The sequence below is a fragment of the Actinomyces oris genome (assembly GCF_001929375.1).
GTDB lineage: Bacteria > Actinomycetota > Actinomycetes > Actinomycetales > Actinomycetaceae > Actinomyces > Actinomyces oris_B.
This window is the reverse complement of sequence record NZ_MSGO01000013.1, coordinates 46,718-62,433: the sequence shown is the minus strand read 5'-3', so window position 1 is coordinate 62,433 and position 15,716 is coordinate 46,718. Positions and strand designations below refer to the sequence as shown.

14 protein-coding genes are annotated in these 15,716 nt (G+C 70.5%); 13 read left to right on the top strand and 1 reads right to left on the bottom strand.

Annotated features, from left to right (window positions below):
- Positions 1–11: 11 nt before the first annotated feature.
- The 7 genes from BKH32_RS03905 to murC all read left to right on the top strand — a co-directional run bounded on the left by BKH32_RS03905 (position 12) and on the right by murC (position 10,133).
- A complete protein-coding gene (locus BKH32_RS03905) occupies positions 12–1,598 on the top strand; it encodes a UDP-N-acetylmuramoyl-L-alanyl-D-glutamate--2,6-diaminopimelate ligase (RefSeq protein ID WP_075248715.1) in 1,587 nt (528 codons plus the stop codon).
- Entirely contained in the window at positions 1,583–3,034 is a 1,452-nt protein-coding gene (locus BKH32_RS03900; protein WP_075248714.1) for a UDP-N-acetylmuramoyl-tripeptide--D-alanyl-D-alanine ligase, read from the top strand. Before BKH32_RS03905 ends, BKH32_RS03900 begins: the two co-directional genes overlap by 16 nt.
- Positions 3,031–4,131, top strand: a complete 1,101-nt coding sequence (mraY, locus tag BKH32_RS03895) for a phospho-N-acetylmuramoyl-pentapeptide-transferase (RefSeq protein ID WP_075248713.1) — start codon at positions 3,031–3,033, stop codon at positions 4,129–4,131. Before BKH32_RS03900 ends, mraY begins: the two co-directional genes overlap by 4 nt.
- Positions 4,132–4,233: 102 nt before the next feature.
- Positions 4,234–5,793: a UDP-N-acetylmuramoyl-L-alanine--D-glutamate ligase gene (gene murD, locus BKH32_RS03890; RefSeq protein WP_178384548.1), complete on the top strand. Its 1,560-nt coding sequence runs from the start codon at positions 4,234–4,236 to the stop codon at positions 5,791–5,793.
- A complete protein-coding gene (locus tag BKH32_RS03885) occupies positions 5,790–7,319 on the top strand; it encodes an FtsW/RodA/SpoVE family cell cycle protein (RefSeq protein ID WP_075248712.1) in 1,530 nt (509 codons plus the stop codon). The genes murD and BKH32_RS03885 overlap by 4 nt, the downstream gene beginning before the upstream one ends.
- Positions 7,303–8,562, top strand: coding sequence for a UDP-N-acetylglucosamine--N-acetylmuramyl-(pentapeptide) pyrophosphoryl-undecaprenol N-acetylglucosamine transferase (locus BKH32_RS03880; protein ID WP_075248711.1), 1,260 nt, complete (start codon positions 7,303–7,305; stop codon positions 8,560–8,562). Before BKH32_RS03885 ends, BKH32_RS03880 begins: the two co-directional genes overlap by 17 nt.
- Positions 8,559–10,133, top strand: coding sequence for a UDP-N-acetylmuramate--L-alanine ligase (murC, locus tag BKH32_RS03875; protein WP_075248710.1), 1,575 nt, complete (start codon positions 8,559–8,561; stop codon positions 10,131–10,133). The genes BKH32_RS03880 and murC overlap by 4 nt, the downstream gene beginning before the upstream one ends.
- Positions 10,134–10,275: 142 nt before the next feature.
- Here the strand turns inward: murC and BKH32_RS13500 are convergent, their stop codons facing one another.
- Positions 10,276–10,509, bottom strand: coding sequence for a hypothetical protein (locus BKH32_RS13500; RefSeq protein ID WP_143222698.1), 234 nt, complete (start codon positions 10,507–10,509; stop codon positions 10,276–10,278).
- Between the two features lie 28 nt (positions 10,510–10,537).
- Here BKH32_RS13500 and BKH32_RS03870 point away from each other — a divergent pair, with 28 nt between their 5' ends.
- The 6 genes from BKH32_RS03870 (at position 10,538) to BKH32_RS03845 (ending at position 15,549) form a co-directional block, all read left to right on the top strand.
- Positions 10,538–11,365 carry a cell division protein FtsQ/DivIB gene (locus tag BKH32_RS03870; protein WP_256690753.1) on the top strand — a complete coding sequence of 276 codons (828 nt, stop codon included), beginning with the start codon at positions 10,538–10,540 and terminating at the stop codon, positions 11,363–11,365.
- Positions 11,366–11,632: 267 nt separating this feature from the next.
- Positions 11,633–13,003 (top strand): cell division protein FtsZ, encoded by a 1,371-nt coding sequence (ftsZ, locus tag BKH32_RS03865; protein WP_178384547.1) that lies wholly within the window; start codon positions 11,633–11,635, stop codon positions 13,001–13,003.
- Between the two features lie 30 nt (positions 13,004–13,033).
- On the top strand, positions 13,034–13,849 hold the full coding sequence (locus BKH32_RS03860) for a polyphenol oxidase family protein (protein ID WP_075248708.1): 816 nt from the start codon (positions 13,034–13,036) through the stop codon (positions 13,847–13,849).
- Between the two features lie 152 nt (positions 13,850–14,001).
- A complete protein-coding gene (locus tag BKH32_RS03855; RefSeq protein ID WP_075248707.1) occupies positions 14,002–14,466 on the top strand; it encodes a cell division protein SepF in 465 nt (154 codons plus the stop codon).
- 12 nt (positions 14,467–14,478) lie between these two features.
- Entirely contained in the window at positions 14,479–14,775 is a 297-nt protein-coding gene (locus BKH32_RS03850) for a YggT family protein (RefSeq protein ID WP_075248706.1), read from the top strand.
- A 165-nt stretch (positions 14,776–14,940) separates the two neighbouring features.
- Positions 14,941–15,549, top strand: a complete 609-nt coding sequence (locus BKH32_RS03845) for a DivIVA domain-containing protein (protein ID WP_075248705.1) — start codon at positions 14,941–14,943, stop codon at positions 15,547–15,549.
- Positions 15,550–15,716 lie beyond the last annotated feature (167 nt).

Sequence of the window (15,716 nt, the reverse complement as noted above, 5' to 3'; positions counted from 1 at the left end):
ATTGAGGAACTATGAGCAACCACGCCTACGAGTCGGCCGCCGCCCTACGGCCGAGCTCCAATGGTCCCATCCCCATCAGCACCTTGAGCGAGCGCTTCTCCCTGGCTCCCGCCTCAGCTGAGGATGCCGCCGCCCTCAACGACCTGAGCATCCTGGGGGTCAGCGTCGACTCCGCCGACACCGCCCCGGGCGAGCTCTTCGTGGGGCTGCCCGGTTTCACCGTCCACGGGGCCCGCTTCGCCGCCGAGGCCGTCGCCTCCGGCGCCGTCGCCGTCCTGACCGATGCCGACGGCGCCCAGATCGTCCACGAGTCCGCTCCCGGTACCCCGGTCCTCGTGCACGACGACCCCCGTGCCGTCGTCGGCCCCCTGAGCGCCGAGGCCTACCACCACCCGGCACGCGGACTGGTCACCACCGCCGTCACCGGAACCAACGGCAAGACGACCACCGCCTATTTCCTCGACGCCATCCTGTCCGCCCACGTCGGCGCCTGCATGGTGGCCGGGACCGTCGAGCTGCGCGTGGGGGAGCGCTCCGTGGAGTCCCCGCGCACCACCGTCGAGGCCCCCGTCCTGCAGCGGATGATGGCCCTGGCCGTGGAGGACCGGGTCGGCGCCGCCTCCCTGGAGGCCTCCAGTCACGCCATCGTCCTGCACCGGCTCGATGGGCTCGTCGTCGACGTCGCCGGCTTCACCAACCTCCAGCGCGACCACCTCGACTTCCACAAGACCATGGAGGGCTACCTGGAGGCCAAGGCGCAGCTGTTCACCCCCGAGCACGCCCGCCGCGGCGTGGTCTGCGTCGACGACCAGTGGGGTGCGGCCCTGGCCGCCAAGGCCCCCATCGAGATCGACCGCGTGCGCGCCTACCCCGGCGACGCCCCCGCCGACTGGTGGGTCAGCGACGCCGCCGTCTCCCTGACCGACTCCGCCACCACCTTCACCCTCCACGGGCCCGACGGCGAGCAGATCGAGGCCTCCTGCCCCCTGCCCGGACTCGTCAACGTCCAAAACGCCGCCCTGGCCCTGGTCATGGCCATCCGTGCGGGGGTGCCCGCCGCCACGGCCACAGCCGCCCTGGCCGGTGCCCACAACATCCCCGGCCGTATGCAGCGCATCAGCCAGCGCGACGGCCGACGCGGCCTGTGCATCGTCGACTTCGCCCACACCCCCGAGGCCATGGAGCTGGCCCTCAAGGCCGTGCGTCCCATCACCCCGGGGCGCCTCATCGTGGTCTTCGGCTCCGACGGCGACCGCGACCAGGGCAAGCGACCCATGCTGGGTGAGGTGTGCGCCCGCCTGGCGGACGTTCTGGTCGTCACCGACGAGAACCCCCGCAGCGAGGATCCCCAGCTCATCCGCAACGCCATCCTCGAGGGGGTGCGCGCAGTGCGCCCCGACCTGGACGACGTCGAGGAGATCACCACCTGGCGCGGCGACGCCGTACGCCGGGGTGTCGAGCTGTGCGGACCCGACGACACCGTCATCGTCACCGGGAAGGGCCATGAGCCCTTCCTGGAGATGGCCGGCGAGTTCATCCGCTACAACGACGCGCCCGTGATGGCCGAGGCCGTCGAGGAGAAATGGGGACGGGCATGAGGCTCAGCCTGAGTCAGATCGCAGCCGCCGTCGACGGCAGGCTCATCGGCCCGGACGTGCCGGTGACCGGACCGGTTGTCACCGACTCGCGCCAGGCCGCCGAGGGCTCACTGTTCGTCGCCGTTCACGGTGAGCGCACCGACGGCCACGCCCACCTGGGATCAGCCGGGGCCCTGGGCGCCGTTGGCGCCATCGTCTCCGACCTGGAGGCCGCCCGCAGCGGCCTGTCCCAGGAGCGGGCCGAGGAGCCGGCCATGGGGCTCGTCCTCGTGGAGGACACCGTGACGGCCCTCGGCGCGCTGGCCCGCACCCACCTGGAGGAACTGCGCCAGGCAGCGGCCGAGCGCGGTGAGCGTCTCACCGTGGTGGCGATGACCGGCTCGGTGGGCAAGACCACCACCAAGGACCTCACCCGTCAGCTCCTGGCCGCCTCCGGCCCCACGGTGGCGCCCCGGGCCAGCTTCAACAATGAGATCGGCCTGCCGCTGACGGTGCTGGAGGCCGACGAGTCCACCCGCTACCTCGTCCTGGAGATGGGGGCCTCCGGACCCGGGCACATCGCCTACCTCACCGACATCGCCCCCCTGGACGCGGCCGGGGTCCTCATGATCGGCCACGCCCACATGGGCGGATTCGGCTCCATCGAGGGCGTCGCCGCGGCCAAGGCCGAGATCATCGCCGGCCTGCTGCCCGAGGGAACCGCCATCCTCAACGCCGACGACGCCCGCGCCGCCGCCATGGCCGAGCTCGCACCGGCACGCGTCCTCACCTTCTCCGCCCAAGGGCGACAGGCCGACCTGAGGGCTGAGAACGTGGCCCTGGACGCGGCCGCCCGAGCGGCCTTCGACCTCCACCTGCCCGGACTCGCCGAGCCCCGACGCGTCCAGCTGGCCGTCGCCGGCGCTCACAACGTGTCCAACGCCCTGGCCGCCGCCGGCCTGGCCGTGGCCGCAGGACTGGACCCCGAGCTCGTCGCCGACAGGCTCGGCTCGGTGAGCATTGAGAGCCCCCACCGCATGGATGTGTCGGAGCTCGGTGGGGATCTTCTCCTTATCGACGACTCCTACAACGCCAACATCGACTCCATGACGGCGGCACTGGCCGTGCTGCCGGCTCTGGCCGGGGACCGACGTCGCGTCGTCGTGATTTCCGAGATGCTCGAGCTGGGGGAGTCCTCGGCGGCCGATCACGCGCGCACCGGAGAGCTAGCGGCCCAAGCCGGAGCCGCTATGCTCATTGGCATCGGCTCCACCCAGGAGGCACTCGAGGCGGCCGGGGCGCGAGGGGTCGAGGTGGTCGGCTTCGATGATGCCGCGACCGCCATCCCCCAGATCGACGCCCTGCTGCGCGACGGCGACGCCGTCCTGGTCAAGGGCTCCAACGGTTCGGGCGCCTGGCGCCTGGCCGATCATCTCAAGGAGGTTCGTCCCCGATGACCGCCATCCTCATCTCCGGCGTGGTCGGACTGGTGGGCACCCTGCTGGGGACCCCCCTGCTCATCCGCTACCTCCACGCCAAGGAGTACGGACAGTTCATCCGCCAGGACGGTCCCCAGGGACACTTCACCAAGCGCGGCACGCCGACCATGGGCGGCCTTGTCATCATCATCTCCACCGTCCTGGGATACACCCTGGCCAACCTCACCCAGCTGCGCACACCGCGCGCCTCCGGGGTCCTGCTGCTCTTCCTCGTCGTCGGGCTCGGGCTCATCGGATTCCTGGACGACTTCGAGAAGATCTCCAAGCAGCGCTCCCTGGGGCTGCGGGCCTGGCAGAAGATCGTGGGGCAGGCGCTCATCGGTGTCGGATTCTCGGTAGCGGCGCTGCACTTCGCTGACCGCAACGGGCTCTCCCCCGCCTCCACCCGGATCTCCTTCGCCCGGGACTCGGCGATCAACCTGGCCTTCGCAGGCAGCGTCGTCGGGCTCATCCTGTTCATCCTGTGGGCCAACTTCCTCATCACCGCCTGGTCCAACGCCGTCAACCTCACCGACGGACTCGACGGACTGGCCGCAGGCGCCTCAGCCATGGTCTTCGGCGCCTACACGCTCATCGGCGTGTGGCAGACCAACCAGTCCTGCAACTACGGCCACGAGACCATGGTCCCCACCACCTGCTACCAGGTCAGGGACCCACGAGACCTGGCCATGATCGCCGCCGCCCTCATGGGCGCCTGCTTCGGCTTCCTGTGGTGGAACGCCTCCCCGGCCAAGATCTTCATGGGAGACACCGGGTCCCTGGCCCTGGGTGGGGCGGTTGCCGGCCTGTCGATCCTGACTCGGACCGAGTTCCTCGCCGTCATCCTGGGCGGACTCTTCCTGGCCGAGGTCATGAGTGACATCATCCAGATCGTCTCATTCAAGTCGACAGGCCGACGCGTCTTCCGCATGGCTCCACTGCATCACCACTTCGAACTGGGAGGATGGACCGAGGTCAATGTGGTGATCCGCTTCTGGATCATCGCCGGCCTGTGCGTCATCGCGGGACTCGGACTCTTCTACGCCGAGTACCTGCGCCAGCTCATCTTCGGATGAACCGGGATGCTCGGGCCGCCGCGACCCGACCCGTTGAAGCAGTCTTCTCCTGCCGGCAGCCCGGTCAGGAGCAGTGAGGAACCAGGAGCGTGAGCCCGCACCGTGACCAGTCTGACTGAAGTCCCCGGTGAACCGCCCAGCGTCGCCACCGGCCCTGGTGGGTCCCTGAGCGACCAGCTCGACGGCGCCCATGTGGCCGTCGTCGGACTGGGGCGCACCGGGCGCGCCGTCGTCGATGCCCTGGCCACGCTGGGGGCCCGCATCCACGTCTTCGACAGCCGTGAGTCCTCCATCGAGATGCTTCAGACCCCGGTGGCCTCCACCGCGGTCGCCGACGCCGAGGCGACCGCGGCCGCCCTGGCGGACTCCCCGGCGCGGCTCCTCATCGTCTCACCCGGGGTCCCGGCCACCGGCCCGGTCCTGCGAGGCGCCGCGGCGGCGGGTATCGAGACCTGGAGCGAGGTCGAGCTGGCCTGGAGGATCCAGCAGGACTCGTCGCGCCCGCACGTCCCCTGGCTGACTCTGACCGGAACGGACGGCAAGACCACCACAGTCAGCATGCTCTCGGCGATCCTGACGGCTCAAGGGCTCACGGCCCCGGCCGTCGGCAACATCGGGACCCCCGTCATTGAGGCGGTGCTGGCCGGCAGCGCCGACGCCCTGGCCGTGGAGCTGTCCAGCTTCCAGCTTCACACCACCAGGACCATGGCGCCCCTGGCCTCGGCCTGCCTCAACCTGGCCGCCGACCACCTCGACTGGCACGGAGGGCTGGAGGCCTACGCCCAGGACAAGGCCCGTGTCTACTGCCGCACCCGGCTCGCCGCCGTCTACAACCTCGCCGACGCCGCCACCGAGGGCATGGTCCGCCAGGCCGACGTCGTCGAGGGCTGTCGAGCCGTCGGCTTCACCCTGGCCGCGCCGGGGCTGGGGCAGGTCGGCATGGTCGAGGACCTGCTGGTCGACCGCGCCTTCCACGCCGAGCGGCGCTCCAGCGGTGTCGAGCTGGCCACCACCGCCGACCTGGCTCACCTGGCCCCGGGGCGGCGTGCCCAGAACCTGCCCACGCACCTGCTGGCCGACGCCCTGGCGGCCGCCGCACTGGCCCGCGCGGCCGGAGCCGCCCCGGAGGCGGTCGCCGCCGGGCTGCGCGCCTACAGTCCCGGAGCCCACCGGATCGTCACCGTCGTCGAGGCGGACGGCATCACCTGGGTCGACGACTCCAAGGCCACCAACCCGCACTCGGCCGAGGCCGCGCTGACCTCTCTGCCGCAGGGGACCGGCGTGTGGATCTGCGGCGGCGACACCAAGGGCGCCCAGTTCTTCGACCTGGTTCGCACGGTGCGCCCCCACCTGCGCGGCGCCGTCGTCATCGGCAAGGACCAGAACGACATCCTGGCGGCTCTGGAGCGGGAGGCCCCCGGCCTGCCCGTCACCCGCGTCAGCGACGGCACCGCCGAGCAGGTGAGCGCCGCCGCGGTGGAGGCCGCCGGCGCCATGGCCCGCAGCGGTGACACCGTCATGCTGGCCCCGGCCTGCGCCTCCTGGGACCAGTTCACGTCCTACGCCCAGCGCGGAGACCTGTTCGCCGCCGGTGCTCGGGCCTACACCCAGGGCGATGGCGCCCGGGACACGGACGCCTCCGGTGATCAGGAGAAGCTGTGAAGACCGGGTCCACCTCGGCCACCGTTGCCCGCTCGTCGACCTCCTCCTCGTCAGGCTCCTCACGAGCGTCCGCGCGCCCGTCGCAGGGCGCCGGTTCCGCTCGCAAGCCGGAGCGGGCCACCCCCCGGAGGACCGCGGCCACACCGTCCAGACAGGCGAGGAAGCCAACCGGCTCACGGCCCACGGGCCGGGGCGGTCGCCTGCGTCACGCCTGGCGCAAGCGCCTGGCGCGCTGGGGCGAGCGGCTCAAGCGGCCCTGGGACGGCGGGGCCCGTCAGCCCGATGACGGCTCGCAGGAGCGTCGTCGGCGTCCCTCCGGCCGGCCGGACTCCACCCAGAGCTTCGAGCAGGTGACTCTGACCTACTACTGCCTGCTCGTGTCCACCCTGGTGCTGGAGACCTTCGGACTCATCATGGTCTTCTCCGTGCAGTCGGTGACGGTGGCGGCCACCGGCGGCAACGCCTTCACCGACTTCGCCAAGTACCTCATCTTCGCGGCGGTGGGGACGCTGGGCATGGTGGGGGTCTCCCGCATCCCGCTGTCCTGGTTCCCGCGGATGGCGTGGGTGCTCCTGGTGCTGACGATCGCCATGCAGTGCCTGGTGTTCACGCCCGTCGGTGTCAATGTCTACGGCAACCGCAACTGGATCCAGGTCCCGGGGGTCGGCACCGCCCAGCCCTCGGAGTTCATCAAGGTGGCCCTCGCCCTGGTCCTGGGCACCCTGGTGACCTGGTACGCGCACAGGCGTCCTCGGGACCGGATGTGGGCGGCGGGCTGGTGTGGTGTCGGCGCCGCGATCCTGAGCGTCTTCGGCGGGCAGGACCTGGGAACCGTCATCATCCTGGTGATCATCGTCGCCGGGGCCCTATGGGTGGGGGGAATGCGCAAACGCTGGTTCGCCCTCCTGGGGGCCGGCGGCGTCGTCATGTTCGCGGCCGCCTCCATGCTCAGTGCCAACCGGCGCGCCCGGATCACCGCCTGGATCCATCCCGAGGGCGCGGACCCCATGGGCGTGGGCTACCAGCCCAAGCACGGGCTGTGGGCACTGGGGACCGGGGGCTGGCTCGGTGTGGGGCCGGGATCCTCGCGCCAGAAGTGGGGCTACCTCACCCAGGCGGACTCCGACTACATCTTCGCCGTGCTCGGTGAGGAGTTCGGGCTGGTGGGAACGCTCGTCGTCATCGCCCTGTTCGCCGTCATCGGCGCCTGCTGCCTGCGGCTCATGAGACGCCACACCTCCCTGTACGTCGTGGCCACGACCTCGGCCATCGGGGCGTGGATCGTGGGGCAGGCGATCATCAACATGGGGGTCGTCACCGGTGCGCTGCCGGTGCTGGGCGTCCCGCTTCCCCTCGTGAGCCGTGGAGGTACCGCGCTGGTGTCGGTCCTCCTGGCCATCGGGGTGCTTCTGGCCTTCGCGCGCCACGAACCCGGTGCGCAGGAGGCCCTGTCCACGAGTCCCGGGGCGCTGCGTCGTTCCCTGGCAGTCATTGTCCCAAGGAGGAACCGTGCCCGAGACAAGTGAGAGCGCAGACTCGCCCCAGCAGGTGGGGCCCAGCGGCTCGGAGCGGCCCCGGCCGCTGCGAGTGCTGCTGGCCGGTGGAGGTACCGCCGGCCACGTCAACCCGTTGCTGGCCACGGCCGCGGCCCTTCGGGACCCGGCCCTGGGCGGTGAGCCTGGCACGCAGATCCTCGTCCTGGGGACCGCCGAGGGGTTGGAGAAGCGACTGGTGCCCGAGGCCGGCTTCGAGCTGGCCCTCGTCCCCAGGGTCCCTCTGCCTCGGCGCCCCAGCGGTGACCTGCTGCGCCTGCCGCACCGGCTGGGAAAGGCGATCAGCGCGGCCACGGAGGCCATTGAGGCGGTCGGGGCCGACGTCGTCGTCGGCTTCGGCGGCTACGTGTCGACCCCGGCCTACCTGGCCGCCCGGAAGGCCGGGGTACCGGTCGTCATCCATGAGCAGAACGCCCGCCCGGGGCTGGCCAACCGGCTGGGGGCCTCCTGGGCTCAGGCAGTCGCCCTGACCTTCGCCTCCACCCGCCTCAAGGCCTCCAAGGGACGCACCGAGGTCACGGGGCTGCCGCTGCGTCCGGCCATCGCCACCCTGGTGTCGCAGCGGGCCACGAGCGAGGGGTCCCGCCGGGCCCGCGCCGAGGGTGCGCAGGCTCTGGGACTCGACCCCGACCTTCCCACGCTGCTGGTGACGGGCGGATCCCTGGGGGCCCAGCACCTCAACGAGGTCCTGAGCGAGTCACTGGGCTCCCTGCCCGCCGGACTGCAGGTGCTGCACCTGACCGGTAAGGACAAGGACGCCCCGGTGCGCGCCGCCCTTGAGACGGCAGTGGCCTCCGGCGCCGCGGAGGACCTCTCCGAGCGGTACCACGTGCTCGACTACCTGACCACGATGGAACAGGCCTACGCCTGCGCCGACGGGGTCCTGTGCCGCTCCGGCGCCGGGACCGTCGCAGAGATCACGGCCCTGGGGCTCCCTGCGCTCTACATCCCTTTGCCGATCGGCAACGGGGAGCAGCGTCTCAACGCCGCTGACGTCCTGGCCTCGGGAGGCGGACGCATGGTGCTCGACGCCGACCTCAAGCCCTCGGACATCCTTGACTTCGCAATGCTCATCTCCGACCCTGAGCGGCAGGCCGCCATGGCCCGGGCCGCGGCCTCCACCGGCGTCCAGGATGCGGCGGCCCGCCTGGCCGCCCTCATCCGGCAGTGCGCCTCCATCCATGACACTCCCACTGATGAGGAGAACGCGGCATGACCGCCATGACACCCCAGGACAGCTCCCGTACCGCCGGCCGGCCGGCCGGCGCCGATCAGCGCACGCTGGCAGACAGGACCTTCCACCTCATCGGCATCGGGGGAGCGGGGATGAGCGTGGTCGCTCAGCTACTCGCCGCCCGCGGCGCCCGGGTCTGCGGCTCCGACGCCCGTGGAGGCCCCGCCTTCGACCACCTGGCCGACCTGGGCATCACGACCCACCTGGGGCATGACGCCGCACATGTTCCCCAGCGCAGCACGGTCGTGGTCTCCACCGCGATCAAGGAGACCAACCCCGAGCTCGCCCAGGCCCGCAGGCGGGGCCAGGAGGTCATCCACCGGTCCCAGGCGCTGGCCCTGGCCGCGCAGGGGCTGGACTTCGTCGCCGTGGCCGGTGCGCACGGCAAGACCACGACCTCTGGCATGCTCGCCGAGGCCCTCACGCAGGTCGGCGCCGACCCCTCCTTCGCCATCGGCGGGGTCGTGCGGGCCCTGGGCACCGGAGCCCACCTGGGCGGCGGGCCCGCCCTGGTCGCCGAGGCCGACGAGTCCGACCGCTCCTTCCTCAACTACTCCCCGCGCGTGGAGATCGTCACCAACGTCGAGCCCGACCACCTCGACAGCTACGGCACCGCGGAGGCCTTCGAGGAGGCATTCGTCGACTTCGCTCACCGGCTGGTGCCCGGGGGCCTGCTGGTCGCCTGCGCCGCCGATGCCGGCGCGCTGCGTCTGGCGCAGTCCGCTGCCGCCGAGGGCCTGCGCGTCGTCACCTACTCCTTCGGCGGCCCCGACACCCTCCCCGGCGGAGTGCTCGTGGGGGAGGGGCACGTCCACCTGGACATCCGGGAACACGGGGCCTCATCCACTCGGGGGCTGCTGACCCTCACCACGGCGGCCGACCGCAATCCCGCCGGCGGCACCGGTGAGGAACCGGTCCACAACCCGGTTGAGCTGGTGCTGGCCGTGCCCGGGGACCATGTGGCCCTCGACGCCGCCGGCGCCTGGGCCGCGGGCATCGAGCTCGGCGTCGAACCGGCCCGGATGGCCCGGGCACTGGGGGCCTTCGGGGGGACGGGCCGGCGCTTCGAGGACCGGGGAGAGGCCGACGGCGTGCGCGTCATCGACGACTACGCCCACCACCCCACCGAGATCGAGGCGCTGCTGCGCACGGCGCGGGGTGTGGCCCAGGAGCGCGGCGGCCGGGTCCTGGTCCTGTTCCAGCCGCACCTGTTCTCCCGCACCCGGGCCTTCGCCGACCGCTTCGCACAGGCGCTGGCCCTGGCCGACGCCGTTGTCATCACGGATGTCTACCCCGCCAGGGAGACTCAGGCGGACTTCCCCGGTGTCACCGGGGACACGGTCGCCCAGCGGGTCCCCGGCGGCACAGCCCGATTCGTCGCCGAGCGTCTTGAGGCCGCGCACGCGGTGGCCGACCTGGCGCGCCCTGGTGACCTGCTGCTGACAGTCGGTGCCGGAGACGTCACCGAGCTCGCGGCCACGGTACTGGCCGACCTGGCGGCCCGTGAGGGCGGTGCAGCCCCCTCGCCCGCGGACCGGGACGGGCGGGCATGAGGAAGCCCTCGGCCCCCCGTCCCGAGCGCTCCAACCGCGCTCAGGACGTCCCGGCCAGTATCCCGCCGCGCCGTTCCGGATCCCGACGTCCGCGTCCCGCACGCTCGGCGCAGGGACCGTCCGCGCCGAGCACCCCGGCGGATCAGGGGACTGAGCAGGTCGGTCCTCCTGCCCCCGCCGGGCGGCCCCGGAGCGCTTCGGCCTCCAGGACGCCCAGGGGCTCGAGCAGTGGCGCCCTGGCTCCTTCGCGGCCTCGGCGTCCGACGACGTCAAGGGGAGCGTCCAGTTCCTCTCCCGCATCGCTTCGCAGCAGCGAAGGCGCCGGTCGCGCCAGTGCCCGCCAGGCGTCCTCCAGCCCCGATGCTGCGGCGAGCACCGAGCTGACCGTGTTCGGTCGCCGGCAGGTGGCTCTTTCCAGAGGAGATGATCGGGTCGTCTCCACCGGGCTGGCCGATCGGCTCAAGGAGCGTCAGGCCGCCCTGCGCCGGTTGCGGCTGCGAAGAGTGGTGAGGGGCGCCGTCGTGGTGCTCGCCGTCGTCCTGACGGTGTGGGCCCTGGCCTTCTCACCCCTCCTGGGCCTCCAGGCCCGCAGGATCTCCGTGGCGGGGTCGGACGGCAGCGTCTCCGACAAGCAGGTCCGCGAGGTTCTGGCCTCTTACGAGGGAGACTCGTTGCTGCGGCTCGACACCGGCCGGCTCTCCACCGAGGTGGGTGACAAGCTGGTCCGGGTGCGCCGGGCGCAGGTGACCAGGGCCTGGCCCCACGGGCTGCGGGTGCAGCTGACGATGCGCGTGCCGGTGGCCACCGTGCAGGACTCGGACGGTTACCAGGTCCTCGACAACGAGGCCGTGGTCCTCGAACGGGTCTCCGAGCCGCCAGCGGGCCTGGTGAACATCGTGCCCGACCCCGCCGCTCAGGCCTCGGGACCGCAGAGGATCTCCGCCAAGCAGGTCGCCGCCGTCACCCAGGTGGTGGGTTCGCTCACGCCGGAGACCCTGGCCCAGGTCAGCAGCGGCAGCGCCACTGAGGCGGGGCAGGTCACACTGACCTTGTCCAGTGGGGCCAGCGTGGTCTGGGGCAACAACCAGGACAACGGGCTCAAGGCGCGCGTCCTGGCGACTCTCATGACGACCACCGCGTCCATCTACGACGTCTCATCGCCGCATCGCCCCACCACGCGATCGGCCGACGGGGCGGCCACGGCCACCGCGGCACCGTCTCAAGCGTCCTGAACGGTTCTTCTGCTCCACCAGTGCCTCGCCCTCCAAGGGACGGCGGGGCGCGCAGCGGCACGTGACCTCAGCCCCTCAGGTTTATTGCAGGTAAATTGCAGCGATATAGCAGGGAATCCGCAGGCAACTGCACACGAACACGCCGGGCTTCAATGCGATGCGACGTCCTGGAAGTCTCATAGCGTTAAGCCCGTCGTTCAGAGAATGACATAAGTATTGACCTTAACTTGAGGTTGAGGTTTGAGGGGAGTCCTCGCCGGAGGGCTCATGACGAAACTCGCGGAGGGGACGCCAGTGGTCGAGAGCATGGCTGTGGACGACTCACAGCACTACCAGGCAGAGATCAAGGTCGTCGGTGTCGGCGGTGGCGGCGTCAATGCCGTCAACCGCATGATCGAGGCCGATCTGCGTGGCGTGGAGTTCATCGCCGTGAACACCGACGCCCAGGCGCTGCTCATGTCCGATGCTGACGTCAAGCTCGACGTCGGGCGGGACCTGACCCGAGGTCTGGGGGCGGGAGCCGACCCGGCGATCGGCCGCAAGGCCGCCGAGGACCATGAGTCCGAGATCCGTGAGGCCCTCGACGGCTCGGACATGGTCTTCGTCACCGCGGGCGAGGGAGGCGGTACCGGCACCGGTGCGGCCCCCGTCGTCGCTCGCCTGGCCAAGAGCATCGGTGCGCTGACCATCGGTGTGGTCACCCGTCCCTTCTCCTTCGAGGGGCGCCGCCGCTCAGCCCAGGCCGAGGACGGCGTCCAGGCGCTGCGCGAGGAAGTCGACACCCTCATCGTCATCCCCAACGACCGCCTCCTGCAGATCGCCGACAAGAACATCTCCGTGGTCGACGCCTTCAAGCAGGCCGACCAGGTTCTTCTTCAGGGTGTCCAGGGCATCACCGAGCTCATCACCACCCCCGGCCTCATCAACGTCGACTTCAACGACGTCAAGTCCGTCATGCAGGGAGCAGGCAGCGCCCTCATGGGTATCGGCTCGGCCACCGGCGAGGGGCGGGCCATCACGGCCACCGAGGAGGCCATCGCCTCGCCGCTGCTGGAGACCTCGATCGACGGCGCCCACGGCGTGCTGCTCTTCTTCCAGGGCGGTTCCGACCTGGGCCTGTTCGAGATGAACGAGGCCGCCAACCTGGTGCGCGAGGCCGTCCACCCCGAGGCCAACATCATCGTCGGGAACGTGGTCGACGGCGCCCTGGGGGACGAGGTACGGGTGACGGTCATCGCCGCCGGCTTCGACTCCGAGCCGATCGTCGGCGGCCTGGCCGATCCGATGACTCGACTGTCGCGGGCCGCCGCCGTGCCGCCGGTGCCCTCCTCCCCGGTCGACGACCTGCCCCCGGCCCCCGCTCCTCGCGGTGGTGCCCACGCCGCCCAGAACCCGGTGACTCGTCCGGTCCCGCTGGCTCCTCCGCCCTCCTCGTCGCCGGCGGTAGCGGCGCACATGTCGCAGGTCAGTGCGGCTGAGACCCTCTCCTCGGGGAGCATGCCGGCCTATGTGGATGAGTCCTACGGCTCCTACGGCTCGGTGCCTGCGCACCACTCGGTCTCAGACCTTGAGGTTCCTCAGGTGATCGGGGTCGACGCCGACGATGACGGCATCGATCTGCCCGACTTCCTTCGCTGAGCGGGATCGCTGTCCGGGGACGCGGCAACCATGTGCGATATCAGTGCCGTTGAGGTCTCGGACCTGATCGAGGTGGATCTGGGCCCGCGGGCTCGTGGGTACTTCACTACCCGCGGCCTGCGGGCCCGTCCCGTCCCGGCTCCGGGCGGTGCCACTCAGGATCGGGGTTCCGAGGGCGGGGACGGGACCGCCTACTCCGGGTGGAACCTGGCGCTCCATGTCGGAGACGACCCGCAACGTGTTCGGTGCCATCGTCGTCGACTCGAGGGGCTGCTCGGGCTCGAGCGGGGACGCCACCTGGCCTGGATGAACCAGATTCACTCCGCCGTCGTGGCCACGGCCCAGGTCGATGAGGTGCCCACTGCGGACGCGCTCGTCCTGGACTCCCGGGCGGTTGGAGCACCTGCGGGCTGCTGCGTTCTCGTGGCCGACTGCGTCCCCGTTCTGCTGGCCTCCCGAGACGGTGCTCTCACCGCCGCCGTGCACGCCGGGCGGCGAGGCATGCTCGACGGTGTCATCCCGGCCACGATCGAGTTCCTCCGACGCGGCGGAGTGGAGCCGGCGGATCTGTGGGCCGCCGTGGGGCCGTCGATCTGCGGCTCCTGCTACGAGGTCCCCGACGACATGCTCGCGCTGTCCGCGCAGCGCGAACCGGCGTGCGCCTCACGCACATCGTGGGGCACGCCCGGCCTTGACGTCGCGGCAGGTGTCCTCGCCCAGCTCGAGCGCGCTGGTATTGGTCACGTCAGCGCTGGTCAGTGGTGCACCTACGAGGACTCTCGTTTCTTCTCCTACCGGCGCGACGGAGTGACCGGACGCCTGGCAGGTATCGGAGTTCCTCGATAAGCCCCAGCGCACTGAATAACTCCTGGGCGTGACCTTCCTGAAACCTGAGGTGGGGGACACGCCGAGTTGAGGTCCCCGTGCGGTGTCGCGGGGGCGGATACCGTCGCAGCACATCCGGAACGCAGGGGACCGGACGAACCAAGGAGCGATAAATGGGCGCGCTGCGCAGTATGACCAGTTTCCTCGGCTACTCGGAGCCGGAGGAGGAGACCTACGAGGACAGCTATGAGGCTGCCGACGCCGGTTACGCCGTGCAGGAGCACGAGCAGGACTTCAGCGACGAGGGGTATGAGCACTTCTCCGCCCCGGCTGCGCCCGACCCCGTTGCCGCCGCTCCGGACCTTCGCCGTATCGTCACGGTTCACCCCTCGACCTACAACGAGGCCAGGATCATCGGAGAGTCCTTCCGCGACGGCGTCCCCGTCATCATCAACCTCACCGGCATGAGCGAGTCCGACGCGCGTCGCATGGTGGACTTCTCCGCCGGTCTGGTCTTCGGGCTGCACGGCGCCATCGAGCGCGTCACCCCGCGCGTGTTCCTGCTGACCCCGGCCAGCGTGGAGATCGACGGCGGCGAGGTCGCCGAGGCCCGCGGCCGCTTCTTCAACCAGAGCTGAGCTGACTCGTACGTGAACCTCGTCTCCGCAGTAGCCAGGATCCTGTCGAGCATTTTGAGCCTGTACTTCCTCATCCTCCTGGTCAGGGTTGTGCTCGACTGGATTCAGGTCTTCGCCCGCCAGTGGCGTCCCCGGGGGATCGTCCTGGTGCTGGCCAACCTTGTCTACGCTCTGACGGATCCGCCTCTGCGAGTGATCCGTCAGAGGGTTCCCATGGCACGCCTGGGAGGGGTCGGTATCGACCTGAGCTTCCTGGTCCTGTTCATCGGGATCTGGATGATCCAGTGGTTCCTCGGACTTCTCATCTGAACAGGTGTGAAGTTGTGAGCGAACCGCTAGAGTGCTGTTCTCACGTCAGCGTGAGATATCGCGCTTGATGTGGCCTGAACCTCGAGTTCAGGTACTCTGTCCGCATGAGTGACCGGATGCCCGGTGCTCGTGACCTTATCCGTAACGACACCGAGGTGACGACCCATGACGCTGCTGACAGCAGACGACGTCCTCAACAAGAAGTTCCAGGCGACCAAGTTCCGTGAGGGCTACGAGCAGGACGAGGTCGACGAGTTCCTCGACGAGGTAGTCGAGGCGATGCGTCAGCTGGAGGCTGAGAACGCCGACCTCAAGGCCAAGCTCGAGGCCGCCAACCGCCGAGTGGCCCAGCTCGGCGAGGGGGCTGCCATCCCTTCCGCCCCTGCAACCCCCGTTTCTCCGGTCCAGGCAGAGCCTGCCATGTCCATGCCGGCCGTCTCCGCCGGCGAGTCCGGCGGCCAGGGCCCGGCGGCCGCTTCCGGCATGCTCGAGCTGGCCCAGCGCCTCCACGATGAGCACGTCGCCAACGGCAAGGCCGAGGGCGAGCGCATCGTCACCGAGGCCCGCTCCACCGGTGAGCAGATCGTGCGTGAGGCTGAGGACCAGCGCAACCGCACCCTCGCCCAGCTGGAGAAGGAGCGTTCCGGCCTCGAGCACAAGATCGACGAGCTGCGGCGCTTCGAGTCCGACTACCGCACTCGCCTCAAGAGCTACCTGCAGAACCTGCTCACCAACGTCGAGGATGGCGGGGAGAGCTCCATCTCCGGCCTGTGATCCTTCAGGGTCCGTGATCCTCCAGGCCGTGATCGCCTCCCGGCTCATCCCCGTGAACACCTCCGGTACTGGACAACGGAGCCCCATCGCGATGGTCCCCATCCGATCAGGATGGTCCAGCTCCTCCGGTCGTCAGTGACACGGCCTCCGACGAAGGGCGGCGACCC